Annotated in this window: 22 protein-coding genes; 15 read left to right on the plus strand and 7 right to left on the minus strand. The window is 62.4% G+C overall.

Annotated features, from left to right (window positions below; translation table 11 throughout):
* The first annotated feature begins 375 nt into the window (after positions 1-375).
* The 12 genes from LMG28727_RS19615 (at position 376) to pyrF (ending at position 14,939) form a co-directional block, all read left to right on the plus strand.
* Positions 376-1,683, plus strand: a complete 1,308-nt coding sequence (locus tag LMG28727_RS19615) for a dienelactone hydrolase family protein (RefSeq protein WP_201643961.1) — start codon at positions 376-378, stop codon at positions 1,681-1,683.
* 1,702 nt (positions 1,684-3,385) lie between these two features.
* The gene (locus LMG28727_RS19620; RefSeq protein WP_201643962.1) at positions 3,386-4,342 is read left to right on the plus strand and encodes an IclR family transcriptional regulator; all 957 of its coding nucleotides are present in this window, start codon (positions 3,386-3,388) and stop codon (positions 4,340-4,342) included.
* On the plus strand, positions 4,339-5,406 hold the full coding sequence (locus tag LMG28727_RS19625) for a 2-dehydro-3-deoxygalactonokinase (protein ID WP_201643963.1): 1,068 nt from the start codon (positions 4,339-4,341) through the stop codon (positions 5,404-5,406). The genes LMG28727_RS19620 and LMG28727_RS19625 overlap by 4 nt, the downstream gene beginning before the upstream one ends.
* A 36-nt stretch (positions 5,407-5,442) precedes the next feature.
* Positions 5,443-6,123 carry a 2-dehydro-3-deoxy-6-phosphogalactonate aldolase gene (locus tag LMG28727_RS19630; protein ID WP_201643964.1) on the plus strand — a complete coding sequence of 227 codons (681 nt, stop codon included), beginning with the start codon at positions 5,443-5,445 and terminating at the stop codon, positions 6,121-6,123.
* Positions 6,120-6,896, plus strand: a complete 777-nt coding sequence (locus tag LMG28727_RS19635) for an SDR family oxidoreductase (protein ID WP_201643965.1) — start codon at positions 6,120-6,122, stop codon at positions 6,894-6,896. Before LMG28727_RS19630 ends, LMG28727_RS19635 begins: the two co-directional genes overlap by 4 nt.
* 156 nt (positions 6,897-7,052) lie before the next feature.
* Positions 7,053-8,051, plus strand: a complete 999-nt coding sequence (locus tag LMG28727_RS19640; protein WP_201643966.1) for an arabinose ABC transporter substrate-binding protein — start codon at positions 7,053-7,055, stop codon at positions 8,049-8,051.
* A 282-nt stretch (positions 8,052-8,333) separates the two neighbouring features.
* Positions 8,334-9,872, plus strand: coding sequence for an L-arabinose ABC transporter ATP-binding protein AraG (araG, locus tag LMG28727_RS19645; RefSeq protein ID WP_201643967.1), 1,539 nt, complete (start codon positions 8,334-8,336; stop codon positions 9,870-9,872).
* A gap of 54 nt (positions 9,873-9,926) precedes the next feature.
* Positions 9,927-10,943, plus strand: a complete 1,017-nt coding sequence (gene araH / locus LMG28727_RS19650; protein ID WP_201643968.1) for an L-arabinose ABC transporter permease AraH — start codon at positions 9,927-9,929, stop codon at positions 10,941-10,943.
* 53 nt (positions 10,944-10,996) lie between these two features.
* Complete coding sequence (locus LMG28727_RS19655) at positions 10,997-11,797, plus strand: SDR family NAD(P)-dependent oxidoreductase (RefSeq protein WP_201643969.1); 801 nt, start codon at positions 10,997-10,999, stop codon at positions 11,795-11,797.
* Positions 11,794-12,708, plus strand: coding sequence for an SMP-30/gluconolactonase/LRE family protein (locus LMG28727_RS19660; protein ID WP_407945857.1), 915 nt, complete (start codon positions 11,794-11,796; stop codon positions 12,706-12,708). The genes LMG28727_RS19655 and LMG28727_RS19660 overlap by 4 nt, the downstream gene beginning before the upstream one ends.
* A gap of 208 nt (positions 12,709-12,916) precedes the next feature.
* On the plus strand, positions 12,917-13,966 hold the full coding sequence (locus LMG28727_RS19665) for an aldose 1-epimerase (protein WP_201643970.1): 1,050 nt from the start codon (positions 12,917-12,919) through the stop codon (positions 13,964-13,966).
* Positions 13,967-14,123: 157 nt separating this feature from the next.
* Positions 14,124-14,939, plus strand: coding sequence for an orotidine-5'-phosphate decarboxylase (gene pyrF / locus LMG28727_RS19670; protein WP_201643971.1), 816 nt, complete (start codon positions 14,124-14,126; stop codon positions 14,937-14,939).
* 86 nt (positions 14,940-15,025) lie between these two features.
* Here pyrF and LMG28727_RS19675 read toward each other — a convergent pair whose 3' ends face one another.
* From LMG28727_RS19675 to thiL, 4 genes are read right to left on the minus strand one after another with little or no spacing between them, the layout of a single operon-like run.
* Positions 15,026-15,532 carry a cupin domain-containing protein gene (locus tag LMG28727_RS19675; RefSeq protein ID WP_201643972.1) on the minus strand — a complete coding sequence of 169 codons (507 nt, stop codon included), beginning with the start codon at positions 15,530-15,532 and terminating at the stop codon, positions 15,026-15,028.
* Between the two features lie 26 nt (positions 15,533-15,558).
* Positions 15,559-16,059 carry a CinA family protein gene (locus LMG28727_RS19680; RefSeq protein ID WP_201643973.1) on the minus strand — a complete coding sequence of 167 codons (501 nt, stop codon included), beginning with the start codon at positions 16,057-16,059 and terminating at the stop codon, positions 15,559-15,561.
* 43 nt (positions 16,060-16,102) lie between these two features.
* Complete coding sequence (locus LMG28727_RS19685; protein WP_201643974.1) at positions 16,103-16,675, minus strand: phosphatidylglycerophosphatase A family protein; 573 nt, start codon at positions 16,673-16,675, stop codon at positions 16,103-16,105.
* A complete protein-coding gene (gene thiL, locus LMG28727_RS19690) occupies positions 16,665-17,666 on the minus strand; it encodes a thiamine-phosphate kinase (protein WP_201643975.1) in 1,002 nt (333 codons plus the stop codon). Before thiL ends, LMG28727_RS19685 begins: the two co-directional genes overlap by 11 nt.
* Positions 17,667-17,873: 207 nt before the next feature.
* Between thiL and LMG28727_RS19695 the strand changes: the two genes are divergently transcribed.
* The 3 genes from LMG28727_RS19695 (at position 17,874) to LMG28727_RS19705 (ending at position 21,620) form a co-directional block, all read left to right on the plus strand.
* Positions 17,874-20,213: an NADP-dependent malic enzyme gene (locus LMG28727_RS19695; RefSeq protein ID WP_201643976.1), complete on the plus strand. Its 2,340-nt coding sequence runs from the start codon at positions 17,874-17,876 to the stop codon at positions 20,211-20,213.
* A 419-nt stretch (positions 20,214-20,632) separates the two neighbouring features.
* Complete coding sequence (locus LMG28727_RS19700; protein WP_201643977.1) at positions 20,633-21,043, plus strand: ribonuclease; 411 nt, start codon at positions 20,633-20,635, stop codon at positions 21,041-21,043.
* A gap of 16 nt (positions 21,044-21,059) precedes the next feature.
* Positions 21,060-21,620 (plus strand): barstar family protein, encoded by a 561-nt coding sequence (locus tag LMG28727_RS19705; RefSeq protein ID WP_201643978.1) that lies wholly within the window; start codon positions 21,060-21,062, stop codon positions 21,618-21,620.
* 122 nt (positions 21,621-21,742) lie between these two features.
* Here LMG28727_RS19705 and LMG28727_RS19710 read toward each other — a convergent pair whose 3' ends face one another.
* The 3 genes from LMG28727_RS19710 to speE all read right to left on the minus strand — a co-directional run bounded on the left by LMG28727_RS19710 (position 21,743) and on the right by speE (position 23,901).
* Positions 21,743-22,483 carry a 16S rRNA (uracil(1498)-N(3))-methyltransferase gene (locus LMG28727_RS19710; protein ID WP_201643979.1) on the minus strand — a complete coding sequence of 247 codons (741 nt, stop codon included), beginning with the start codon at positions 22,481-22,483 and terminating at the stop codon, positions 21,743-21,745.
* Between the two features lie 19 nt (positions 22,484-22,502).
* Complete coding sequence (locus LMG28727_RS19715) at positions 22,503-22,916, minus strand: VOC family protein (RefSeq protein ID WP_201643980.1); 414 nt, start codon at positions 22,914-22,916, stop codon at positions 22,503-22,505.
* Positions 22,917-23,028: 112 nt separating this feature from the next.
* On the minus strand, positions 23,029-23,901 hold the full coding sequence (gene speE, locus LMG28727_RS19720) for a polyamine aminopropyltransferase (RefSeq protein ID WP_201643981.1): 873 nt from the start codon (positions 23,899-23,901) through the stop codon (positions 23,029-23,031).
* Positions 23,902-24,035 lie beyond the last annotated feature (134 nt).

Consider the following 24,035-nt stretch of genomic DNA (forward strand, 5'->3'; position numbering starts at 1 on the left):
TTTCGTCGCGGGTTCTCCTTGATTGCACAAAACAAAATTGTCGTGCCAGGATGAGGCCGTAGCTTCATGACGTCACATTGCGAGAGCCTCTCCATAGCGGTTCCGCAAATGCGCAGGGGGGTCCTGCCGTTCACCAGAGAGTGTGGGTTCGGCGGCGGTCCCCGGCAGCAGGTGGCGCTCATCATCGGCGCGTGGGGTCGCGTCGGCCGTTTGGGTTCATCCCGTGCGATCTCGATTAGCGTGCGTGCGCATAGCGCACTCCGTACGCGAGTGTGTTTTTGTTTGTCGAAAATGCGGACGAAAGGAAAACGTCAGCAATATTCCGGCGAACAGACATCACGGTGTTCAGGGCAGGTTCTTGAGGCAGGTGCGTCAATGGTGTTCAGCAAGGTTCTGACGAAGTGTGTGGTGATCTGTGCAGCGGCTACGTGCGCTGTCGCAGCCGCTCATGCCGATCCGCTCGCCGGTACATCTGCCGATGCGCGCACCGCCGCACTCGCCGACAACCAGGCAGGCCCGCTGGCACGCGCTCATGTGCCGCGTATCGCGCTCGACGACGTTTATCTGCCCACGGCGAGCCTCAACGAAAAAATCATTCGCGTGCCGGTCGATGCCGACGGCTCGACCACGCTCGAAACCACGGTCTACAAACCGGACGGCGCAGGCCCGTTCCCGATGATCGTATTCAACCACGGCAAGATTCCTGGCGATCCGCGTACGCAGGAGCGCAGCGACCCGCTGCCGTTCGCACGCGAATTTGTCCGCCGTGGCTATGTCGTGGTCGCGCCGAACCGTCAGGGCTTCGGTCATTCGGATGGCGTGTATGAACAGGACGGTTGCGACGTCGAACGTAACGGCCTGGGTCAGGCTGGCGACGTCGCGGCAACCATCAGCTACATGACGAAGCAGCCTTACGTGGACGCAAACCATATCGTCGTGGCGGGCACTTCGCATGGCGGTCTTGCGACGATGGCTTACGGCACGGAAGCTGCGCCTGGTGTGCGGGCGTTAATCAATTTCTCGGGCGGCTTGCGGCAGGATGCGTGCACGGACTGGCAGGGCAATCTGACGCGCGCGTTTGGCGCTTATGGTGAAAAGACCAAAGTGCCGTCGCTGTGGATGTATGGAGATAACGATTCGGTCTGGAATGCGCCGCTGGTGGCGGGCATGTACGCCGCGTTTGGCGCGCATGGTGCGAGCACGAAGATGGTGGATTACGGCAGCTACAAGAATGACGCGCATCGGCTGGTAGGCGACCGCGATGGCGTGCATGTGTGGTGGCCGGCTGTCGAAGCGTTTCTGGCCCAGGTGGGGATGCCTACCGGTGTGCGGTATCAGGTGTCGGATCCGTCATCGCCTAAGGCGAGTGGTTTTGCTGCTGTCGATTCCGTCGACGCTGTGCCTTATGTCGATGAAGCGGGGCGTTCGGGGTATCGGAATTTCCTGCATCAGTATCCGAGTCGCGCGTTTGCCGTGTCGGATTCGGGGGCCTGGTCGTGGGCTGAAGGTGGGGATGATCCGATGTCGGTGGCGGTGGCTAATTGCCAGAAGCAGAGCGCGGCTCCTTGCCGGTTGTATGCGGTTGATAATTCGGTGGTTTGGGGGACCCAGGGGGCGCAGACGGCGCAAGGGACTTCTTCTCCTACTGATGAAGGGCAGAGGGCTATTGCTAGTCGGAATTGAGCGGTTTTGGGGCTGGCGCGGGGGGTTGGCTTGGGGTGTTGGCCTTTCCTTGAATTCACGGTGGTCTATTAGCACTGCCCCTGTGCGGGGCGGCACTCACTTTCTTTGCCGCCGCAAAGAAAGTAAGCAAAGAAAGCGGGCTCACACCGCTAGCTCCTAAGCGGGTCCCCTGGCTTGGAGGGGGCAGTGGTGCATCTGGAATCGGTGCTTCCGCGCACTCCGCGTTGGTGGCAAGTTGCCCGATGGCTGGATGCTTTGGTCGGGCGCCGCCTTGGGTGTGTTCTTTGGGCGTTGGCCTTTCCTTGCTTTCACGGTGGTCTATTAGCACTGCCCCTGTGCGGGGCGGCACTCACTTTCTTTGCCGCCGCAAAGAAAGTAAGCAAAGAAAGCGGGCTCACACCGCTAGCTCATAAGCGGGTCCCCTGGCTTGGAGGGGGCAGTGGTGCATCTGGAATCAGTGCTCCCGCGCACTCCGCGTTCGTGACAAGGCAGTCATTCTTCCGGCGACGCTTCGCGCGCCGTAGCGGTAGTTCTTCAGCCACCCTCTCATGCTTTCCGCTGACCGCCAGATCGCGTCCCTGGTGGAGAGACGCCATATCCCAATGATTCAATGTGTTTGTCTGCGCCACCTGCCTCCGCTGCAGGGCGGTATGCGCGTTTGCATATCTAAAAAACCAAGGGGTGCTCCACGAGTTGCCGAGTATTGCGACCGCACCTGCTCCCACACACCGCAAAAAGAACGCCCTTTCCGGCGAGCACGAAGTGCGAGGCGGGAAGTATGACTGCCTTGTCACGAGCGCGGAGTGTGCGGGAGCACCGATTCCAGATGCACCACTGCCCCCTCCAAGCCAGGGAACCCACTTAAGAGCTAGCGGTGTGAGCCCGCTTTCTTTGCTTACTTTCTTTGCGGCGGCAAAGAAAGTGAGTGCCGCCCCGCACAGGGGCAGTGCTAATAGACCAGCGTGAATTCAAGGAAAGGCCAACGCCCAAAGAACACACCCAAGGCGGCTCCCAGCCAAAGCATCCAGCCATCGGGCAACTTGTCACGAACGCGGAGTGCGCGGAAGCACCGATTCCAGATGCACCACTGCCCCCTCCAAGCCAGGGGACCCGCTTAAGAGTTGGCGGTGTGAGCCCGCTTTCTTTGCTTACTTTCTTTGCGGCGGCAAAGAAAGTGAGTGCCGCCCCGCACAGGGGCAGTGCTAATAGACCAGCGTGAATTCAAGGAAAGGCCAACGCCCGTGGAGCACAAGCAAGGCGGCTCCCGGCCAAAGCATGCAGCCAAGGGCAACGGGCAACGGGCAACAGGAAACCGAAAACGCCCCCGCCAGCCCACCGCAAACTCAAGAAAAGCCCCCCACCCCAAAACCAAAACCAAAACCAAAACCAAAACCAAAACCAAAACCAAAACCAAAACCAAAACCAAAAGGCCACGCCTCCCCAAATCCCATTATATGAATCCACCATTCACATATTGGAGATTTCTCAAAAACCCCCCTACAATCCAACCCAATACGCACCGTTCGCCAGAAAGCCACCCTTCTGACCACGGAAAACAGCGACGCAAAAAAATCGGAGACAAGGCCAAACCATGCCCAATAGCTTGAGGCAGCACCCCCGCGCCCGCAGCATCGCGAGCACATCAAGCCGTTTCTCTGGCCCCGCGCTGTAAGCGCAAAAAACCACCCAAAAGCCAATCGCCATGAATAAAGCGATGCCCACTCACGCCGGGAGCGCGTCCGACGCGGATCACGCGACCAGCGCCGCCCCGCGGCCGGTTCCCGTCGCCAAAGCGCCACGAGCCAGCGTTCAACCGGCCCCTGTCGACGCCATCGCATTGCCGAGCACGCTGCTGGATATCACGCCGCAGCAAGCCGGCACGCAAACGCTGCTGCGCGGCCTGGCGATTCTCGAAGCCGCGGCGGCGGGCGTGCGCGATCTGCGCACCTTCGGCGCGGCGCTCGGCACGACCCGCAGCACGACGCATCGGCTGGTCAGCAGTCTCGTGCAGGCGCGCTATCTGCGGCAGGTTCAAGGCGGCTATCTGCTCGGCCCGAAGTTGATCGAACTGGGCACCATCGCGCTCGAACAAATGCCGCTTACCGCGGTGGCGCGTCCGCATCTCGAATCGCTGGCCGAACAGACGCTCGACACGATCCACCTCGGCGTCCGCGACGGCGACGACGTGCTGTACATCGACAAGATTCCGGGCACCCGTGGCCTCGAAATGCGCTCGCGCGTCGGTCACCGCATGCCGCTGGCGTCGACGGGAATCGGCAAGGCGATGATGCTCGACCTCACGCCGGATGTCTGGCAATCGCTATTCGACGCATCGCGCCGCGCGCTCGCCGGCGTCACGTTCAAGCCGGACAATCGTCCGGACGCGCCGACCTTCATGCAGCGCATGGCGGGCTACTCGGCGGGCGGCTATACCTTCGACCTCGAGGAAAACGAGGCGGCGATCCGCTGCGTCGCGGCACCCGTGCGTGATGCGTCGGGCGCAGTGGTGGCGGCGCTTTCCGTGGCGAGCACGATTCCGTACATGTCGCTCGAACGCATGGACGAACTGATTCCGGTCGTGCAGCGCGAAGCGCGCGCGATTTCGGAGGAACTCGGCTGGCGTGCGCCACAACCGGCAACCCGCAGGATCAAACGATGACACACGCGGGTTCTTCCCAAACAGCACCGGCTTCTCCTGCCAACGACGCAGGCGCCGACGCACACTTCCCGGACGCCGCGCTGATCGCGCTCGACTGGGGCACCAGCTCACTGCGTGCGTATCTGTTCGACGCAGCGGGCCAGGTGCTGGCCACGCGTTCGTCGCCGGCCGGCATCATGAATTTGCCGCGCAGCGCGGAGCAGGGCGGTTTCGACGCAGCTTTCGACGACGTCTGCGGTGCGTGGCTCAAACACGCCCCCCATCTACCGGCAATCGCAGCGGGCATGGTCGGCAGCGCGCAAGGCTGGCTGGAAGCGCCGTACGTCGACGCGCCCGCCAATGCCGACGCGCTGGTCGCCGGTATCGTCCGCGTCAAGGCGGCGTGCGGTGCGACGCTGCATATCGTGCCGGGCGTATTGCAACGTGGCGAACTGCCCAACGTCATGCGCGGCGAGGAAACGCAGATTTTCGGCGCACTCACCGAAAGCGCGAACGCTACGAACGCATCCAGCAACGACGCCCGCGCATTGATCGGCTTGCCCGGCACCCACGCGAAATGGGCGGTGGTGCAGGCGGGCCGGATCGAGCGATTTCATACCTTCATGACCGGCGAAGTGTTCGCGGCATTGCGTGAACACACGATTCTCGGCCGCACGATGGTCACGCCGGATCGTCCGGATGCCGAAGCGTTTCTGCACGGCGTGAACATCGCGCGGGAAAAAGGCCAGGCGGGTGTGCTGGCGACTATTTTCAGCGCCCGCTCGCTCGGCCTCACCGGTCAATTGCCAGGACAGAAACAGCCCGACTATTTGTCGGGCCTGCTGATCGGACACGAACTGGCGGGTCTCGACGCGGTGCTGGCGCAACAGCAGGATTCACTCGCCGGCCAAAGCCTGCGTCTGATCGGCAACGAAGCGCTGTGCGAGCGTTATCGCCTCGCGCTGGCGCAATTCGGCTGCACCCGGACAGAACTGGTCAGGCAGGCGACCGAGCGCGGCCTGTGGCGCGTCGCCTCGCAGGCGGGACTCGTCAATCCCGCCGCTCAAACGGCGCACGCCGGCTAACCGGCTGCACCGCCGCTTACGAAACAAGGAACCGACATGCAACCTCACATCAATCTGCCCGCTCCGTATATGCCGCACGCGGGTTTGATCGCAGCGTTCGAAGCCTGTCCGCTGATCGCAATCATGCGTGGCGTGACGCCCGCCGATGCGGCCGAACACGGTCAGGCGCTGTACGAAGCCGGTTTTCGCATCGTCGAAGTGCCGCTGAATTCGCCGCAGCCATTCGACAGCATCGCCGCCATCCGCAAAGTGCTGCCGGCAGATGCAATCGTCGGCGCGGGCACGGTGCTGCATCCGAGCTTCGTCAATGACGTGAAGTCGGCGGGTGGCGATCTGATCGTGATGCCGCATAGCGATCCGGAAGTCGTCAGCGCTGCGAAAGCACAAGGTATGGCCTGCGCACCGGGCGTCGCGACGCCGACCGAAGCCTTCATCGCGCTGAAGAACGGCGCGGACGTCCTGAAGATGTTCCCCGCCGAACAACTCGGCTGCCAGGTCGTGAAAGCATGGCGCGCAGTGATCGCGGCGCAGGTTCCGCTGGTGCCGGTCGGCGGCGTCACGCCGGACAACATGGGGCCGTTCCTCAGTGCCGGCGCGAACGGCTTCGGTCTCGGCTCGGCGTTGTACAAGCCGGGTCAGAGCGCCGCCGTGACCGCTTCGCATGCGAAGGCGTTCATCAACGGCCTGCGGATCGCTCGTGCGGGCGTGAAGAAATGAAACGGCTCGCCGGCAAAACGACGCTAGTCACGGGTGCCGGACGCGGAATCGGCGCGGCGATTGCGCTGGCGTTCGCGCGCGAAGGCGCGTCGGTCGTGTTGGCAGAACTGGACATCGATACCGCGCAGCAAACGGCGGAGTCGATCAGGGCGCAAACCGGCTCACGGGTGCTCGCGGTGCGGACCGACGTCACGCAATCGGCGTCCGTTCAGCATGCGGTGAGCGAGGCCGGCAACGCCTTTGGTCCGGTCGACGTGCTGGTGAACAACGCGGGCATCAACGTGTTCTGCGACCCGCTGACCATGACCGACGACGACTGGCGGCGCTGCTTCGCGGTCGATCTCGACGGCGTGTGGAACGGTTGCCGCGCGGTGTTGCCGGGCATGGTCGAACGCGGCGCGGGCAGCATCGTGAACATTGCCTCGACACATTCGTTCAAGATCATTCCGGGCTGTTTCCCGTATCCGGTCGCGAAGCACGGTGTGATCGGTCTGACGCGCGCGCTCGGTATCGAATATGCGCCGCGCAATGTGCGGGTCAACGCGATTGCACCGGGTTATATCGAAACACAACTGACGCACGACTGGTGGAACGAGCAGCCCGACCCGGCCGCCGCGAAACTGGCCACGCTCGCTCTGCCGCCGATGAAACGCATTGGCCGCCCCGAAGAAGTGGCGATGACGGCGGTGTTCCTCGCATCGGACGAAGCGCCGTTCATCAACGCCAGTTGCATCACCGTCGACGGCGGCCGTTCCGCGCTGTATCACGACTGAGTCACGTATCACGCATCACGCATCACGTATCACGCAACAAGAAAGTAGAAGGGCAAAAAAGTACACCGGACGACGCGCTGGCCGCGTGTGTCATACCCGGTACAAGAAGACGCGGCCGATACCTTCTCGTTATCAATTAGTCAGGAGACAAGCACCATGAAACGTAGAATTTTCCTCACGCTGATGGCAGCGGCAACAGGTGTGCTGTTCAACGCAACGGCCGCGCAAGCCGCTGATCCGGTGAAGATCGGCTTCCTCGTGAAGCAGCCGGAAGAACCGTGGTTCCAGGACGAATGGAAGTTCGCCGAAATCGCCGCCAAGGAGAAAGGCTTCACGCTGGTGAAGATCGGCGCGCCGTCAGGCGAGAAGGTCATGAGCGCAATCGACAACCTGTCGGCACAGAAGGCGCAAGGCTTCGTGATCTGCACGCCGGACGTCAAGCTCGGGCCGGGCATTGTTGCCAAAGCGAAAGCTGACGGCCTCAAGATGATGACGGTCGACGACCGTCTGGTCGACGGCGCAGGCAAGCCGATCGCTTCGGTGCCGCATATGGGCATCTCCGCGTACAACATCGGCAAACAGGTCGGCGACGGTCTGGCTGCGGAAATCAAGAAGCGCGGCTGGGACATGAAGGACGTCGGCGCGATCGACGTGACTTACGAGCAACTGCCGACCGCGCATGACCGCACGTCGGGTGCGACCGACGCACTGGTCGCTGCCGGTTTCCCGAAGGCGAACATCATCGCGGCGCCGCAAGCGAAGACCGACACGGAAAACGCGTTCAACGCGGCCAACATCGCGCTGACGAAGAACCCGCAGTACAAGCACTGGGTCGCTTATGCGCTGAACGACGAAGGCGTGCTCGGCGCAGTGCGCGCAGCGGAAGGCCGCGGCTTCAAGGCGGACAACATGATCGGTATCGGCATTGGCGGTTCGGACTCGGCACTCAACGAGTTCAAGAAGCCGACGCCGACGGGCTTCTACGGCACGGTCATCATCAGCCCGAAGCGTCACGGCGAAGAAACCTCGACGCTGATGTACGACTGGATCACGCAAGGCAAGGAACCGCCGCCGCTCACGCTGACCACCGGCATGCTGGCGACGCGTGACAACGTCGCCGATGTTCGCCAGAAGATGGGTCTCGCAGCGAACTAAGCGTTGATTCGGCGCGGGGTTTCATCACGCGCTCGCCAGGCAATGAAGTGAACTGCCGGTGCGTTGGTTTGAAGGGCAACGCCCTTGATCGCAGCGCACCGGCAGCAGCAATAAAAGAAGCAGTAGAGACAGGCCGGGTTCCGGGCACCCACGAGGCGCCTCAAACACGGTTCACATGAATGGGGCTGGAGTCGGTGCTTTGCAGCACTCCGGTCGACATACAAATTGCATGGGGCTGGAGTCAGCGTTAAAGCGCTGACTCCAGTCGGCATAGGAGGCGAAGTGTCAGCGACGCTACGTTTTGACAATATCGGCAAAGTCTTTCCAGGCGTGCGTGCGCTCGACGGTGTGTCCTTCGACGTCAACGTCGGCCAGGTTCACGGCCTGATGGGCGAAAACGGCGCAGGGAAATCGACCCTGCTGAAGATTCTCGGCGGTGAATATCAGCCCGACTCGGGCCGCGTGATGATCGACGGAAACGAGGTGCGCTTTACGAGCGCGGCGTCGTCGATCGCGGCGGGGATCGCGGTGATTCACCAGGAATTGCAGTACGTGCCCGATCTGACGGTCGCGGAAAACCTGCTGCTGGGTCGCTTGCCGAACTCGCTCGGCTGGGTCAATAAGGGTGAAGGCAGGCGTTTCGTGCGCGAACGTCTCGAAGCGATGGGCGTCGGCCTCGACCCGAACGCGAAGCTGCGCAAGCTTTCCATCGCGCAGCGGCAGATGGTCGAAATCTGCAAGGCGCTGTTGCGCAATGCGCGCGTGATCGCGCTGGATGAGCCGACCAGTTCGCTGTCGCACCGCGAGACCGAAGTGCTGTTCAAGCTGGTGCGCGATCTGCGCGCCGACAATCGCGCGATGATCTACATCTCGCACCGCATGGACGAGATCTACGAGTTGTGCGACGCCTGTACGATTTTCCGCGACGGTCGCAAGATCGCTTCGCATCCGACGCTCGAAGGCGTGTCGCGCGACACCATCGTCAGCGAAATGGTCGGGCGCGAGATTTCGGACATCTATAGCTATTCGGCGCGGCCGCTCGGCGAGGTGCGTTTCGCGGCAAAGGCGATCGAAGGCCACGCGCTCTCGCAACCGGCCAGCTTCGAAGTGCGGCGCGGCGAGATTGTCGGCTTCTTCGGACTGGTCGGCGCGGGCCGCAGCGAACTGATGCATCTGGTGTACGGCGCGGATCGCAAGAAGGGCGGCGAACTGATGCTCGACGGCAAGCCGATCAAGGTGCGCAGTGCGGGCGAAGCGATCCGCCACGGCATCGTGCTGTGCCCGGAAGACCGCAAGGAAGAGGGCATTGTCGCGATGGCGACGGTGTCGGAGAACATCAACATCAGTTGCCGCCGCCATTACCTGCGGGCGGGGATGTTCCTCAATCGCAAGAAAGAAGCGGAAACCGCGGATCGTTTCATCAAGCTGCTGAAGATCAAGACGCCGAGCCGTCGCCAGAAAATCCGTTTCCTGTCGGGCGGCAATCAGCAGAAGGCAATTCTGTCACGCTGGCTCGCCGAACCGGATCTGAAGGTCGTGATTCTCGACGAACCGACGCGTGGCATCGACGTCGGCGCCAAGCATGAAATCTACAACGTGATTTACCAGCTCGCCGAACGCGGCTGCGCGATCGTGATGATTTCGTCGGAATTGCCGGAAGTGCTCGGCGTGTCCGACCGCATCGTCGTGATGCGTCAGGGCCGCATTTCCGGCGAACTGGCGCGCAAGGATGCAAACGAACAAGCGGTGTTGAGCCTCGCGTTGCCGCAAAGCTCGACTGCATTGCCCGGTACCGAGACCGTCGCCCAGCAGGCGGCCTGAACATTATTCGGACGCAAGTCCGGCAACCCGTGGGGAACGGGAGGAGTCTTCATCATGCAAGCTAGAGAAAACCTCGCGCAGCAAGCCGCCAAAGGCGCGGCTGAAGCGCTGATTCCACAGACCAACGACAAGACGAAGTGGTGGCAGCAGATCACCGAGTACAGTCTGATCGTCATCTTCGTGATCATGTTCGCGACGATGTCGTTCACGGTCGATCACTTCTTCTCGATCGAGAACATGCTCGGCCTCGCGCTGTCGATTTCGCAGATCGGCATGGTCGCGTGCACGATGATGTTCTGTCTGGCATCGCGCGATTTCGACTTGTCGGTGGGTTCGACGGTCGCGTTTGCCGGCGTGTTGTGCGCGATGGTGTTGAATGCGACGGGCAATACGTTCATTGCGATCATTGCTGCTGTGGCGGCGGGCGCGGTGATCGGTTTCGTCAACGGCGCGGTGATCGCGTATCTGCGCATCAACGCGCTGATCACGACGCTCGCCACGATGGAAATCGTGCGCGGTTTCGGCTTCATCGTGTCGCATGGTCAGGCAGTCGGTGTGTCGTCGGATACGTTTATCGCGCTGGGCGGTTTGAGCTTCTTCGGCGTCTCGCTGCCGATCTGGGTCACGCTGCTGTGCTTCATCGTCTTCGGCGTGATGCTCAACCAGACCGTGTATGGCCGTAACACGCTGGCGATCGGCGGCAATCCGGAAGCGTCGCGTCTGGCCGGTATCAACGTCGAACGCACGCGCGTCTACATCTTCCTGATTCAAGGCGCAGTGACCGCGCTGGCCGGTGTGATTCTGGCTTCGCGTATCACGTCGGGTCAGCCGAATGCCGCTGAAGGTTTCGAGTTGAACGTGATCTCGGCGTGCGTGCTGGGCGGCGTGTCGCTGCTCGGCGGACGCGCGACGATTTCCGGCGTCGTGATCGGCGTGCTGATCATGGGTACGGTTGAGAACGTGATGAATCTGCTGAACATCGACGCGTTCTACCAGTACCTCGTGCGTGGCGCGATCCTGCTCGCCGCCGTGCTGCTCGACCAGTTGAAGAACCGTGGCTCGCGAGACTGATCGCCTGATTAAGCCCAGCCACTCACCACTTAGCTTTTAAAAGGAATCGAACGATGTCGTCTCCGGCCAATGCAAACGCCCGTCTCGCGGATAGCGCGTTCGCGCGCTATCCGAGTCTTGTCGACCGTACGGTGTTGATCACGGGCGGCGCGACCGGGATCGGCGCATCGTTCGTCGAGCATTTCGCGGCGCAAGGCGCACGCGTCGCGTTCTTTGATATCGACGCGAGCGCCGGTGAAGCGCTCGCCGACGAACTCGGCGATTCGAAGCACAAGCCGCTGTTCCTGACGTGCGATCTGACCGACATCGACGCGCTGCAAAAAGCCATCGCCGACGTGAAGGCCGCACTCGGCCCGATCCAGGTGCTGGTGAACAACGCAGCGAACGACAAGCGTCACCAGATCGGTGAAGTCACGCGCGAGTTTTTCGACGCGGGTATCGCGGTGAATATCCGTCACCAGTTCTTCGCGGCGCAGGCCGTGATGGAAGACATGAAGGCGGCCAACAGCGGCGTGATCATCAATCTCGGCTCGATTAGCTGGATGCTGAAGAACGGTGGCTATCCGGTGTACGTGATGTCGAAATCGGCGGTGCAGGGTTTGACGCGCGGTCTCGCTCGCGACCTCGGGCATTTCAACATTCGCGTGAATACGCTGGTGCCGGGCTGGGTCATAACGGAGAAGCAGAAGCGCTTGTGGCTCGATGACGAAGGGCGTCGTCAGATCAAGGAAGGGCAGTGTATCGACGCCGAACTTGAACCGTCCGATCTCGCGCGCATGGCGCTGTTCCTCGCCGCCGACGACAGCCGCATGATCACCGCGCAGGACGTCGTGGTTGACGGAGGCTGGGCGTGAGCACGGGTGTGCCTTCCAGCTCGACGCCGCAAAAGGCGACGCTGCTGCTCGATACGAAATGCACACTCGGCGAATGCGCGACCTGGTGCGCGAGCACCGACCGCTTCTACTGGACCGATATCGAAGGCGCGCGTCTGTGGCGCTACGATCCGCTCGACGGTACCAATTCGTCGTGGCCGATGCCGGAGCGGCTCGCCAGCTTTGCGTTGTGCGCGGATCCGCGTTTTGTGCTGCTCGGTCTCGCGTCGCAACTGGCCTTTTTCAATCTGACGACCGGCGAAATCCGTCCGGTTGTCGATGTCGAACCGGGCCTGCATACGCGAGTCAACGATGGCCGTTGTGACCGCCAGGGCCGTTTCGTGTTCGGTACCAAAGACGACACGTCGCCGGCACAACCGATCGGCGGCTTTTATCGGCTGAATCGCGATCTGTCGCTGGAGCGTCTGCCGCTGCCGTCGCCGGCGATTGCGAACAGCATCGCATTCAGTCCCGACGGCGCGACGATGTATTACTGCGATTCGCTGGCCTTCGAAATTCGCGCCTGCGACTATCACGCGGACGGGGTCATCTCCAACGACCGGCTGTTCCTCCGTCTGCCGGACCAGAGCGTCGAACCGGATGGCTCGACCGTCGACAGCGACGGCGGTTTGTGGAACGCGCAATGGGGAGGCCATCGCGTGGTGCGTTATGGCCCCGATGGCCTCGAAACGGAACGCGTCGAGGTGCCGACCGCGCACACGAGTTGCGTCGCGCTGGGCGGCCCGCAACTCGACACGCTATACATCACGAGTGCGCGCGCCGACCTCGACGCCGCCGCGCTCGCAGCGGATACTCACGCGGGCGGCGTGTTCGTGGCGATGCAAGGACGCCACGGTTTGCCCGAACCGGTGTTCCAGGGCGCGCCCGCATAGCGCAGAATGACGCAGCCGGCCGCCAAGTCGATCTGGCGGCCGGTATCCGTAGTGATCCTCCCAGTGAATCAGAAGTCGAAGTCGCAATTCCAGTGGCAGCAAATCGGCAGCATGAAGTTGGACCCAGAGGCGACCGGCTCAAAAAAATCGCCCTACAGCATCCGTCAGCAATGACGGCAACGTCCCACGCCTCTCGATGGAGCCAGATATGACTGTTGCGAATCTTGTTTCCGGTTCTTCTCCCTCCTCCCAGAGCCGACGTTCGCGGCTTGCTGCGGCGGCCAATCCCGTGCTGCCGGGGCCAAGCACCTCGGCGGTCGCGATCGGCGAAACCAGTGGCGGCGACGTGGCCTGTATCACGCTCGCCAACGCGCATTTGCGCCTCGACGTGGCACCGACTCTGGGCGGCGGCATCACCCGTTTCGACTGGCGCAACGACGGTGCACTGACACCGGTTTTCCGGCGCTGCCGTCACGTTTCCGCCGACACACAACCGAACCAGTTAGCCTGCTATCCGTTGCTGCCGTATTCGAACCGGATCGGCGGCGGCCATTTCAATGTCGGCGCACGGCGTGTCGAGGTGCCGCGCAATCGCACCGACGAAGCTTTGCCGATTCACGGCGACGGCTGGTTATCCGCGTGGCAGGTGGCCGAATCGGACCGCGAGCATGTGCGTCTGACGCTCGACCGGCACGACGGCAAACCCTACGCATTCCGCGCGACGCAGACCTACACGCTGGACGGCCCGACGCTCGTCATCGCGCTGGAAATCGAGAATACGGGGCGCGAGGCGTTGCCGTTCGGCCTGGGCGTGCATCCTTTTTTTGTGCGTGACGCGGATACGGAATTGTCGGCGGCCGCGGGCGGTTTGTGGCTTTCCGGCGACGACTGGCTGCCGCTGCGGCACGTACCGGCGCCGCCCGCGTGGCAATTCGGCGTGGCGTATCCGCTGCCGGACACCATCGTCAATCATGCTTTCACAGGGTGGAGCGGGCAGGCGGCGGTCGTGTGGCCGAAGCGGCGTCTGTCGCTGAACATTGCCGCCGATACCGACTACTACGTGCTGTACACGCCGCCTGGCGAGGACTTTTTCTGCTTCGAGCCGGTGGATCATCCGATTAACGCAATGAATCTGGCCGGCGGTGCGAGCGAGAACGGCATGACGTTGCTGGCGCGCGGCGAGCGGCTGACGCGGACCTTCCGGTTCACGGTCGAGCGAACAGGGTTGCGGTCGATGCCGGGGGCACGGCGTCGTTAATAGCGCCCGTTAATGGGTCCTGATAAGCGGCGCGGAACAGGTCGTGGCGTGATCTGGCCGGAGGCCGTGAGGGCTTCCGCCGGCAGCACACGGCCCGCCTCACAGGACGGGTAAAATACGCGCCTCTTCCGATTACCGGCTCGCCGCGAGACCCACCATGTCCAATTTCATCCAGACACTCAACGACGCCTGGCAGCGCACCAATTCGCTGCTGTGCGTCGGCCTCGATCCCGAGCCCAGCAAATTCCCGGGTGCACTCGCGAACCGGCCCGACGCAATTTTCGATTTCTGCCGCACTATCGTCGATGCGACCGCGCCGTACGCGTCGTCGTTCAAGCCGCAGATCGCGTACTTTGCCGCGCATCGCGCGGAAGACCAGCTCGAGCAGCTGATCGCGCACATTCACACGAACCATCCGGGCCTGCCGGTGATTCTGGACGCCAAGCGCGGCGACATCGGCAGCACCGCCGAACAATATGCACGCGAGGCGTTCGAGCGTTATCAGGCGGACTCGGTGACGGTGAATCCGTACATGGGCTTCGATTCGATCCAGCCGTATCTGGAGCATGAGGGCAAGGGCGTGATCGTGCTGTGCCGCACGTCGAACGCGGGCGGCTCCGATCTGCAATTCCTCGAGACGGGAGGGCGTCCGCTGTATCAGGTCGTTGCGCAACTCGCGGCGGACAAATGGAATGCCAGCGGCCAACTGGCGCTGGTGGTCGGCGCGACTTTCCCGAAAGAGATCGAAGTGGTGCGTGGGATCGTCGGCGATATGCCGCTGCTGATTCCGGGCATCGGCGCGCAAGGCGGCGACGTGCAGGCGACGGTCAACGCCGGGCGCACCGCGAATGGCACGGGCATGCTGATCAACTCGTCGCGCGCAATCATCTATGCGGGCAAGGATGACGATTTCGCGGAAGCCGCAGCGAAGGCGGCGATGGAAACGCGTGACCGGATCAATGCATTCCGGTGAGTGAGAGAAAGGCTGTGGGCGGTGAAGTTGAAATTAGCCGGCAGCCTTGGTGACGCAGGCGAGGCGGATCGGCTTGAAATGGGCCGCTATTTCGCCGGTCCCATCCGTTCGATCAACGCTGAATGCTGCGGATACTGACCTTTTAGTGCTTCGACGTCCGCCAGTTCGAACTCACTGAACTCAAACCCCGGCGCCACCGTGCAGCCCACCAGCGCAAACGTGGCCGGATCAGCGCACTCCGCGGCGAACCACAAGCCGGCGGGCACCACAGCCTGAAATACCGCGTTGGCATGCGTCAACGCATTGCCCAGCTTGTGCGTGATCAAACTGCCGTTTTCCGCGAGCACATGCACCCGCAACGGTTCGCCGGCATAAAAATGCCAGACTTCATCGGACCGGATCCGATGCCACGCCGAATGCGCGCCGTCGCAAAGCAGGTAATAAATCGCCGTCGATGCCGACCGCGCAGTGAGATCGCCCCGGTCAACCCGAGCCGCCGACCGGTAAGTCTCGCTAAAAAAACCACCTTCAGGATGCGGCGTCAGATTGAAGCGCCGGATCAACTCGTCTTTGGCCGAACGCAAATCGGGCATGGGTTTGGACCGTGCAGAAAGAAAGCTTAATGCTCGCGCTCATCGAGCAGCGCCAGCACGCCACGCAGCGCATGAGCGGCTGCCTGCACGCGAATCTGTTCGCGATCGCCCTTGAAAACCTTCGTCTCCACCGACGTATGCAGCCGGTTGCTCCATCCGAACGACACCATCCCGACCGGTTTGGTTTCAGTACCGCCGCCCGGCCCGGCGACGCCGGTAATCGACACCGAAACCTGCGCGCGGCTATTGCGCAGCGCACCTTCGGCCATCGCGCGCGCGACGGGTTCGCTGACCGCGCCGTGCTTGTCGATCAGATCGGCAGGCACGCCGATCATCTCGCTCTTGGCCTGATTCGAATAGGTGACGAAACCGCGCTCGAACCAGCCGCTACTGCCGGAGATGTCGGTGATCGCGGTCGCCACCATGCCGCCGGTGCAGGACTCGGCGGTGACGAGCATCAGGCGCTCGTCGCGCAGACGATTGCTCACGCGAATCGCGAGCTGGTGAACCACGGAGTCGGTAGGCATGGCGTATCCAGAGACAGAAGGTGAGGCTGGGCGCGCGAGGCGCTTAAACCGACATGCGCCACAGCGCGATCACGAGCAACGTGAAAAACGCAGCGACCAGGTCGTCGAACATGATGCCAAAGCCGCCTTTCAGCCGGCGGTCGAAATAACCGATGGGCGGCGGCTTCACCATGTCGAAGAAACGGAACACGACGAACGCCCAAAACTGGCCGGTCAGCGTGACTGGCGTGACCATCAGCAGCACCAGCCAGAACGCAATGATTTCGTCCCACACGACTTGCGATGGGTCGGCGACATTCAGCCTTTTCGCGGTGAAGTCGCAGATTGCGATACCCGCGACAAAGCCCACGACGATCAGTACCGCCCATTCGACCACGGTCAGATAGCGGCTCAATACGGCAAACGACGCCCACGCGAACAGCGTTCCCATCGTGCCCGGCGCAATCCGCGATAAGCCGCTGCCAAAACCCAGCGACAGGATATGCAGCGGATGTGACAGCATGAAACGTGCGGTCGCGCGGCGTGGCTGGGGGCGGGGCGCGTCCGGTCCGGGCGCCTCTGGCGGCTGTCCGCCGATGAGGTCGTTGGCGGGGCCGAGCGGGGGATCAGTCTGCATGAAAGTGATCGAAGCCTTGCAACGTCAGGGTGAGCGGCGTGCCGGCGGCGTCGTGCCAGTGGATCGCCGGACGGTCTTCGGCCGCCTGGAGTGCGCTTATTGTACCGATGCGGGTGACCGCCACGGCCGCCTTGCGGCCGGCGGCTTCCACCGACGCGCGCGCTGCCGCCGGGGCCGTGAAGCATAGTTCGTAATCGTCGCCGCCCGCGAGCGTGCAACGTTGTTGAATGCCGGGCGCGAGGCGACGCAGTGCGTCCGAGCGTGGAATGGCGTCGACGTCGACGCTCGCCTGAACGGACGAACGTTCGAGAATGTGTCGCAGATCGCCGGCCAGCCCGTCGGACAGATCCAGCGCCGCGTGCGCGACGCCGCGCAATGCAAGCCCGAGCGCGACCCGCGGCTCCGGACGTTCCAGGGCGCGACGAAACGTCGCAGCGTCGCCCGAATCCGCCGACCACTCGCCGCGCTGCACGCCCAGCGCCGCGCGCGCGTCGCCCAGCGTGCCGGAAATCCAGATGTCGTCGCCCGGTTTGGCCGCATCGCGGCGCAGTGCGGTGTGTGGCGGCACGCTGCCGAATACCGTAATGCACAGATTCAAGGGGCCGCCGGTCGTATCGCCGCCGATCAACTCGCAGCCGTAGCGCTCCGCGAGTGCGAAGAGTCCCTCGCTAAACGCGGCGAGCCACGCTTCGTCCGCTTTCGGCAATGAAAATGCCAGCGTGAACGCCTGCGGCTGGGCGCCCATCGCGGCAAGGTCCGACAGATTCACGGCGAGCGCTTTGTGACCTAGCGCTTCGGGAGCGACATCAGGAAAGAAATGGCGGCCTTCTACCAGCATGTCCGTCGATATCGCCAACATTTCGCCGGCTCGCGGCGCGAGCAACGCGCAGTCGTCGCCGATGCCGAGGGTTCCCGTGGCGCCGTCAGGCGGACGAGCCGCTGCGGCCCGGCGGGCAAAGAAGCGATCGATCAGCGAAAACTCGGAAAGCATAGTGGCACGCGAAGAATGAATAATTGCCGCGAAAAGTGATGAACGGCGCGCATTGTACGGAGTGGCTGCAGCATCGAGATTCAATTCACCTGCAACTCCATTTGCTGTCCCAATTGGGTCGACGCCGGCCAACTCGGCCTTTCGCTTTATTTAAGTCGCGGCAGTTGTACCCGTATTGAAGGAATCGCGTAGGCAATTGGGGCTACAATGCCGTCGAACGTCTATTCTAATCTGCACTTCGAAGCCCGCCTTATGTCGAATCCCGTCAATAGCAAACTCCGCGAAGCCGCCCTCGATTACCACGAGTTCCCCACCCCGGGGAAGATCGCGATCGCCCCGACCAAGCAGATGATCAACCAGCGCGACCTCGCGCTGGCGTATTCGCCAGGCGTCGCATTCGCGTGCGAGGAAATCGTCGAAAACCCGCTGAACGCAGCGCGTTTCACCGCGCGCAGCAACCTGGTCGGCGTCGTCACGAACGGCACGGCAGTGCTGGGTCTGGGCAACATTGGGCCGCTCGCGTCGAAGCCGGTCATGGAAGGCAAGGCCGTCCTGTTCAAGAAATTTGCCGGCATCGACGTGTTCGATATCGAGCTGAACGAGTCCGATCCGCACAAGCTGGTCGACGTGATCGCCGCGCTGGAGCCGACTTTTGGCGGTATCAATCTCGAAGACATCAAGGCGCCGGACTGCTTTATCGTCGAACGCGAATGCCGTAAGCGCATGAAGATTCCGGTCTTCCACGATGACCAGCACGGCACGGCAATCGTCGTTGCGGCTGCGATCACCAACGGTTTGAAGGTGGTCGGCAAGGACATCAAGAAGGTCAAACTGGTTTCGTCGGGCGCGGGCGCAGCGGCGCTGGCATGTCTGGATCTGCTGGTCGATATCGGCCTGCCGCTCGAAAACATCACCGTTACCGATCTCGCCGGCGTGGTCTACAAGGGCCGCGTCGAACTGATGGACCCGGACAAGGAGCGTTTCGCGCGCGAAACCGACGCCCGTACGCTCGCTGAAGCGATTGGCGGCGCGGACATTTTCCTCGGCCTGTCGGCTGGCGGCGTGCTCAAGCAGGACATGGTCAAGCAGATGGCGGACAAGCCGCTGATTCTCGCGCTCGCTAACCCGACGCCGGAAATCCTGCCGGAGCTGGCGCTCGAAGTACGTCCGGACGCCGTGCTGTGCACTGGCCGTACTGACTATCCGAACCAGGTGAACAACGTGCTGGTGTTCCCGTTCCTGTTCCGCGGCGCGCTAGATGCAGGAGCGACGACGGTGACGCGGGAAATGGAAATCGCCGCAGTCAACGCGATTGCCGAACTGGCGCGTCAGGAGCAAAGCGACATCGTCGCGACGGCTTATGGCATTCAGGATTTGTCGTTCGGGCCGGAATACCTGATTCCGAAGCCGTTCGACCCGCGTCTGATCGTCAAGGTCGCACCGGCTGTCGCGAAGGCCGCGATGGAATGCGGCGTTGCCGAGCGTCCGATCGAGGACATGGAAGCGTACGAACAGCACTTGCAGCAGTTCGTGTATCACAGCGGCACGACGATGAAGCCGATTTTCCAGTTGGCGCGTGGCGTCGAGCCGGAGAAGAAGCGCATCGTGTTCGCGGAAGGCGAAGAAGAGCGCGTGCTGCGCGCGATGCAGATCATCGTCGACGAAAAGCTGGCGAAGCCGATTCTGATTGGCCGTCCGGCCGTGATCGAGCAGCGCATTGCGCGTTTCGGTCTGCGTCTGGTCGCAGGTCAGGACTACACGATCGTCAATACCGACCATGACGAGCGTTATCGCGATTTCTGGCAGGAATACGCGAAGATGATGTCGCGCAAGGGCATCACGCCGCAAATGGCGAAGCTCGAAATGCGCCGCCGTACCACGCTGATCGGCGCGATGCTGGTGCAGAAGGGCGAAGCGGACGGCATGATCTGCGGCACGGTCAGCACGACGCATCGTCACTTGCACTTCATCGATCAGGTGATCGGCAAGAAGGAAGGCGCCAAGGTCTACGCAGCGATGAACGGCCTCGTGTTGCCGAATCGCCAGATTTTTCTCGTCGACACGCACGTGAACGTCGATCCGACGCCGGAACAGCTGGCTGAGATCACGATCATGGCAGCCGAGGAAGTCCGTCGTTTCGGTATCGAGCCGAAGGTTGCGCTGCTGTCGCATTCGAACTTCGGTTCGAGCAACGCGCCGACCGCGCAGAAGATGCGCGATACGCTGCAGATCCTGCGTGAACGCGCGCCGGAGTTGCACGTAGACGGCGAAATGCACGGCGACGTCGCGCTCGACGCGAATCTGCGCCGCGAAGTGCTGCCGGACTCGACGCTCGAGGGCGAAGCAAATCTGCTGGTGCTGCCGAACATCGACGCCGCTAACATTTCGTACAACCTGTTGAAGACCGCCGCTGGCAACAACATCGCAATTGGCCCGATGCTGCTCGGCGCAGCCAAGCCTGTGCATGTGCTGACGGCTTCGGCGACAGTTCGCCGGATCGTCAACATGACGGCGCTGCTGGTTGCCGATGTGATCGCGGCTCGCTGATCTCCTCGATCAGAGCAAGGCGTGGCGCGGTCTGATCTGCGCCACGCGAAAAAAAAGGCGTGCCCGCAATGGGCACACCTCAGGGTAAGCAGGGGATAGCCACCCAAAAAACGGCTACTGACACAATCCAACCTTCAAAGACCGAAGCTGCCCCCGCGCTTGCCGCAGGGACTGGCGGCGCAACCAGACTGCATGCTGATTAGCCTGTCATGCGCCCCCAATTCGCAAGGTCAAGCTCAGTTTAGCCTGATCGGGCTAAACATTCTGTGAAAAGTCGTCAAAGTCCCACCCGTAGCCTTTCCCGCGCGATTGGATGGCTTAGGCTACCCGGCTAACGTTGATTCCGGGGGCCATTAGCGATACCCTTACGACTTTCATGGTCGTCAAACTCGTGATCTAACAGCGGGGAACCCTGATACATGGCACGCTCGTGGCTGCGCATCAAAGGCGTGCTGATCGGTGCTTTTACGCTGTACGCGTTATCCGGCCCCGTGCCTGGCGCGTTTGCACGCGACTACACGGCGCCCGCCGAAACGAATGCGCAGGGCACGGTCGCGCTGGCGCAGTTGCCGCGCGAAGCGGTCAATACATTGAACTTGATTGCAGCGGGTGGGCCTTACCCGTATGAGAAAGACGGCATCGTATTCGGCAATCGCGAACGGTTGCTGCCGGCCCATCGGCGCGGCTATTACCACGAATACACCGTACCTACGCCTCGTTCGCACAATCGCGGGGCGCGTCGCATCGTCTGCGGAGGTCCGCTAAAGCGAACCGATAATTGTTACTACTCGGACGACCACTACACCAGTTTTAATCGTATTGTTGAATGACATCGGGATGAACGGCATGAGCGACAACGTCTACGCGCACGACTCCGGAGTCGCGACGGATCTTTTCGCGGCCGGCGACGGCAATTTGTTCCAACGCGTCATGAAGATGCGCGCCGGCGAGCAGGGTCGCGATAACCAGAGCGAAGCTGGCACGGTGGTTTCATCGAACGAGGAGCCCATGAGCCTTTTCAAGACCGTACGACCGAACATCGTACAGTCGATCCGCGCGTTTCGCGTGCAGGATCTCGCTGACGAGGCCAGCCAGCTCGGCCAGCATTTTCTGTATGCGTACTGCGCGAACGCGGCGTCCAAACAGGAAGTGCTCGAGACCATTGCCACATCGTTCCTGTTTCCCAAGCATTTCGGCAAGAACTACGACGCGCTGTACGACAGCCTGACCGACCTTGTCCATAAGGCCGGAGCGCAGCCGGGTTTCGTGATCGTGCTCGACCAACTGCCCGTTGCGCAGAAATTCGACAAGGAAGGGCGCGAAACGCTGCTCGACGTGTTCCGCGAGGCGGCTGAGTTCTGGGCCGAACGCAAGGTTGCGTTCCGGGTGTTCTACTCGTTTGCGTGAAGTTGGCGCGTAGATCGCAGTGTGTTGCCTGCAGAAAAACGCAAAAGGCCCGCCAATCGGCGGGCCTTTTGCTTTAGGCGCTCACATTTTCTTGCGACAACAGAAAACGCGAGGATTCAGGCTTACCACCCGCCCCAACGCGCCGCCAATCCAGACAAAACCGCAATGCCCGCTGTTTCGGTGCGCAATACGCGTGGCCCCAAGCCAACGGCCGTAAATCCGTGATCGGTCGCCGCCGCCTCTTCTGCGGCGGAAAAGCCGCCTTCCGGGCCGACCAGTACGATCACGCGGCCGCGTGGCGGCGTCGCAGGCAATGCGGTGAAACTGATGCTCGCGCGCGGCGACAGCAGAATGCGCAGTTCACCTTCTTCGGGCTCGCGTGGCAGCGCGCCGAGCCACGTCGCAATCTCGCGTACTGGCATGACGTCGGGCAACCGATTGCGCCCGCATTGCTCGCACGACGCGCGCACGATGCCTTGCCAGTGCGCGTGCCGCCGCTGCGCGCGTTCTCCTGATAAGCGGACCACACTGCGCGTGGTGGTCAGCGGAACAAAGCAGGAGGCGCCGAGTTCGACGGCTTTTTCGATCAGCCAGTCCATCTTGTCGCCGCCCGCAATGCCTTGCGCCAGCGTCAGGTGATACGGCGCCTCGACTTCGATCGGACGGAATTCGCGGATTCTGACCGAGACCGAGCGGCGTTCCACTTCGACGAGCTCGGCGCTGTACTCGCCTCCCTCACCGTTGAACAGCACGATCGAATCGCCGGGCTGCAAACGCAGCACGAGGATGTGCCGGACGACGTCATCGGGAAGCTGCATGAGGTCGTCGGGTTGGAGCGGGGTACCGACGAAAAAGCGGGGCATCAGAAAAATACTCATTGGCTCAGGAAAGGTGGCGAGCGAGCGCCCAGCGGTAGCCGTCCAGATCTTCGACCTGGGCGAAGCGGTCGCCCCAGAACTGATCCTGTGGCTCGCTCAGCGATTTTGCGCCGGCCGCCAGCGCCCGCGTATAAACCGCGTCGACATCGTCGACATAGACATAGAACGATTGCGGGGCAATTGCACCCGCGCTCTTGGGTGTTTGCGCGGCCGAGCCGAACGCGCCTTCGGGCGCGAACATCACGATCAACTGGCCTTGATAGGTCATCTCGACGTGCATGACGACGCCGTCGTCCTGGACACTGTCGCGCACTTCGAAGCCGAATGCCGCCGAGAAGAACGCAGTGGTGGCACGCGCGTCACGTACCGTCAGATAGGGGGTCAACCAGGGCACACCGGCTGGGCGGGAGGCGGTCATGGGGTTCTCCGATCTAGAGGGTTGGCGGAACACTTGCTGCAAGCCTGGTCCGACAGTCGCATGTCGATGCACCGACGTCGCCGTCCGACCAGTCGCGCATTGTGCCCACACGTCAGATTGATGGCTTTAAGAATTGACTTAGTTTATCGCGCACCGCGCGCGATGCCGAGAAGAGTCCTGCATGGCTGGCCGGATCGTAGTGCTTCAGTGCGTCGATCCGGCGATTGGCGAGGCGCTCGGCGAGCGTATCGGCGCTCAGTGCCGCCGGGTCGAGCGTGTCGCTCGCGGTCGCCATCATCCAGAGCGAGCCGTAGAGCGGCACGAAGGTGTTCATCGTTCGCACGGTATTGAACGCGGCGCCCAGCCCGTCGAGCAGGGCGGCCACGCGCCCGGCGTGGTGATACGGCGAGCCGAGATGGACGGACAGCGCGGACACCGGGCTCATCACGCGCTTGAGCTGAGCGTAGAAAGCGGCGGTGTAAAGGCCGGCGGCAGGGGAGTCAGGCGGCGTCAGATCGAAAATCACCAGGTCGAATTGCATTGGCATGGCCGCTGCCACGTATTGAGCGGCGTCGCCTATCACCACTTCGACGCGCGGATCGTCGAAAGCGCCGCCGTGCACCTCGGGCAAATGCGCGCGCGTCAGACGAACCACGTCGGCATCGAGTTCGGCCACCACGATTCGCTCAATCGACGGATGCAGCAGCAACTGCCGCGCGGCGCCGCCATCGCCACCGCCCAAAACCAGCGCGGCACGCGGCGAAACATGCGCGAGCGCCACCGGATGCACCATGCACTCGTGATAAATGAACTCGTCGCCAGTGGACGTCATCGGACGGGCGTCGAGCGTGAAAAGCCGCCCGAGCTGCGGTGTGTCCCACACCTCGATCCGTTGATACGGCGAGTCGACACGCTCGATCAACCGCGCGTGCGCAAACCCGTAGACGGCGTCGGGACTCGGGTGGAACAGCAGCGGAGCGCTCACGGTGGGCGGGCTCGGTCACGAGCGCGGTGGTTCAGGTTGTACGCAATTGTAAAGGGCCGCGCAGCGGCAGGCGTCGCCGCGCGCATGGACCATCCGTCGACGCGGCTTTCGGAGCCGGTCGCGGGTCACGTTCT

This window comes from Paraburkholderia metrosideri (assembly GCF_904848625.1).
GTDB classification, from domain to species: Bacteria; Pseudomonadota; Gammaproteobacteria; order Burkholderiales; family Burkholderiaceae; genus Paraburkholderia; species Paraburkholderia metrosideri.

Bases quoted from the DNA above. Each gene is read 5' to 3' on its own strand.
- LMG28727_RS19615 (WP_201643961.1), top strand. From the start codon at position 376: ATGGTGTTCAGCAAGGTTCTGACGAAGTGTGTGGTGATCTGTGCAGCG.
- LMG28727_RS19620 (WP_201643962.1), top strand. From the start codon at position 3,386: ATGAATAAAGCGATGCCCACTCACGCCGGGAGCGCGTCCGACGCGGAT.
- LMG28727_RS19625 (WP_201643963.1), top strand. From the start codon at position 4,339: ATGACACACGCGGGTTCTTCCCAAACAGCACCGGCTTCTCCTGCCAAC.
- LMG28727_RS19630 (WP_201643964.1), top strand. From the start codon at position 5,443: ATGCAACCTCACATCAATCTGCCCGCTCCGTATATGCCGCACGCGGGT.
- LMG28727_RS19635 (WP_201643965.1), top strand. From the start codon at position 6,120: ATGAAACGGCTCGCCGGCAAAACGACGCTAGTCACGGGTGCCGGACGC.
- LMG28727_RS19640 (WP_201643966.1), top strand. From the start codon at position 7,053: ATGAAACGTAGAATTTTCCTCACGCTGATGGCAGCGGCAACAGGTGTG.
- araH (WP_201643968.1), top strand. From the start codon at position 9,927: ATGCAAGCTAGAGAAAACCTCGCGCAGCAAGCCGCCAAAGGCGCGGCT.
- LMG28727_RS19655 (WP_201643969.1), top strand. From the start codon at position 10,997: ATGTCGTCTCCGGCCAATGCAAACGCCCGTCTCGCGGATAGCGCGTTC.
- LMG28727_RS19665 (WP_201643970.1), top strand. From the start codon at position 12,917: ATGACTGTTGCGAATCTTGTTTCCGGTTCTTCTCCCTCCTCCCAGAGC.
- pyrF (WP_201643971.1), top strand. From the start codon at position 14,124: ATGTCCAATTTCATCCAGACACTCAACGACGCCTGGCAGCGCACCAAT.
- LMG28727_RS19675 (WP_201643972.1), bottom strand. From the start codon at position 15,532: ATGCCCGATTTGCGTTCGGCCAAAGACGAGTTGATCCGGCGCTTCAAT.
- LMG28727_RS19680 (WP_201643973.1), bottom strand. From the start codon at position 16,059: ATGCCTACCGACTCCGTGGTTCACCAGCTCGCGATTCGCGTGAGCAAT.
- LMG28727_RS19685 (WP_201643974.1), bottom strand. From the start codon at position 16,675: ATGCAGACTGATCCCCCGCTCGGCCCCGCCAACGACCTCATCGGCGGA.
- thiL (WP_201643975.1), bottom strand. From the start codon at position 17,666: ATGCTTTCCGAGTTTTCGCTGATCGATCGCTTCTTTGCCCGCCGGGCC.
- LMG28727_RS19695 (WP_201643976.1), top strand. From the start codon at position 17,874: ATGCCGTCGAACGTCTATTCTAATCTGCACTTCGAAGCCCGCCTTATG.
- LMG28727_RS19700 (WP_201643977.1), top strand. From the start codon at position 20,633: ATGGCACGCTCGTGGCTGCGCATCAAAGGCGTGCTGATCGGTGCTTTT.
- LMG28727_RS19705 (WP_201643978.1), top strand. From the start codon at position 21,060: ATGAGCGACAACGTCTACGCGCACGACTCCGGAGTCGCGACGGATCTT.
- LMG28727_RS19710 (WP_201643979.1), bottom strand. From the start codon at position 22,483: ATGCCCCGCTTTTTCGTCGGTACCCCGCTCCAACCCGACGACCTCATG.
- LMG28727_RS19715 (WP_201643980.1), bottom strand. From the start codon at position 22,916: ATGACCGCCTCCCGCCCAGCCGGTGTGCCCTGGTTGACCCCCTATCTG.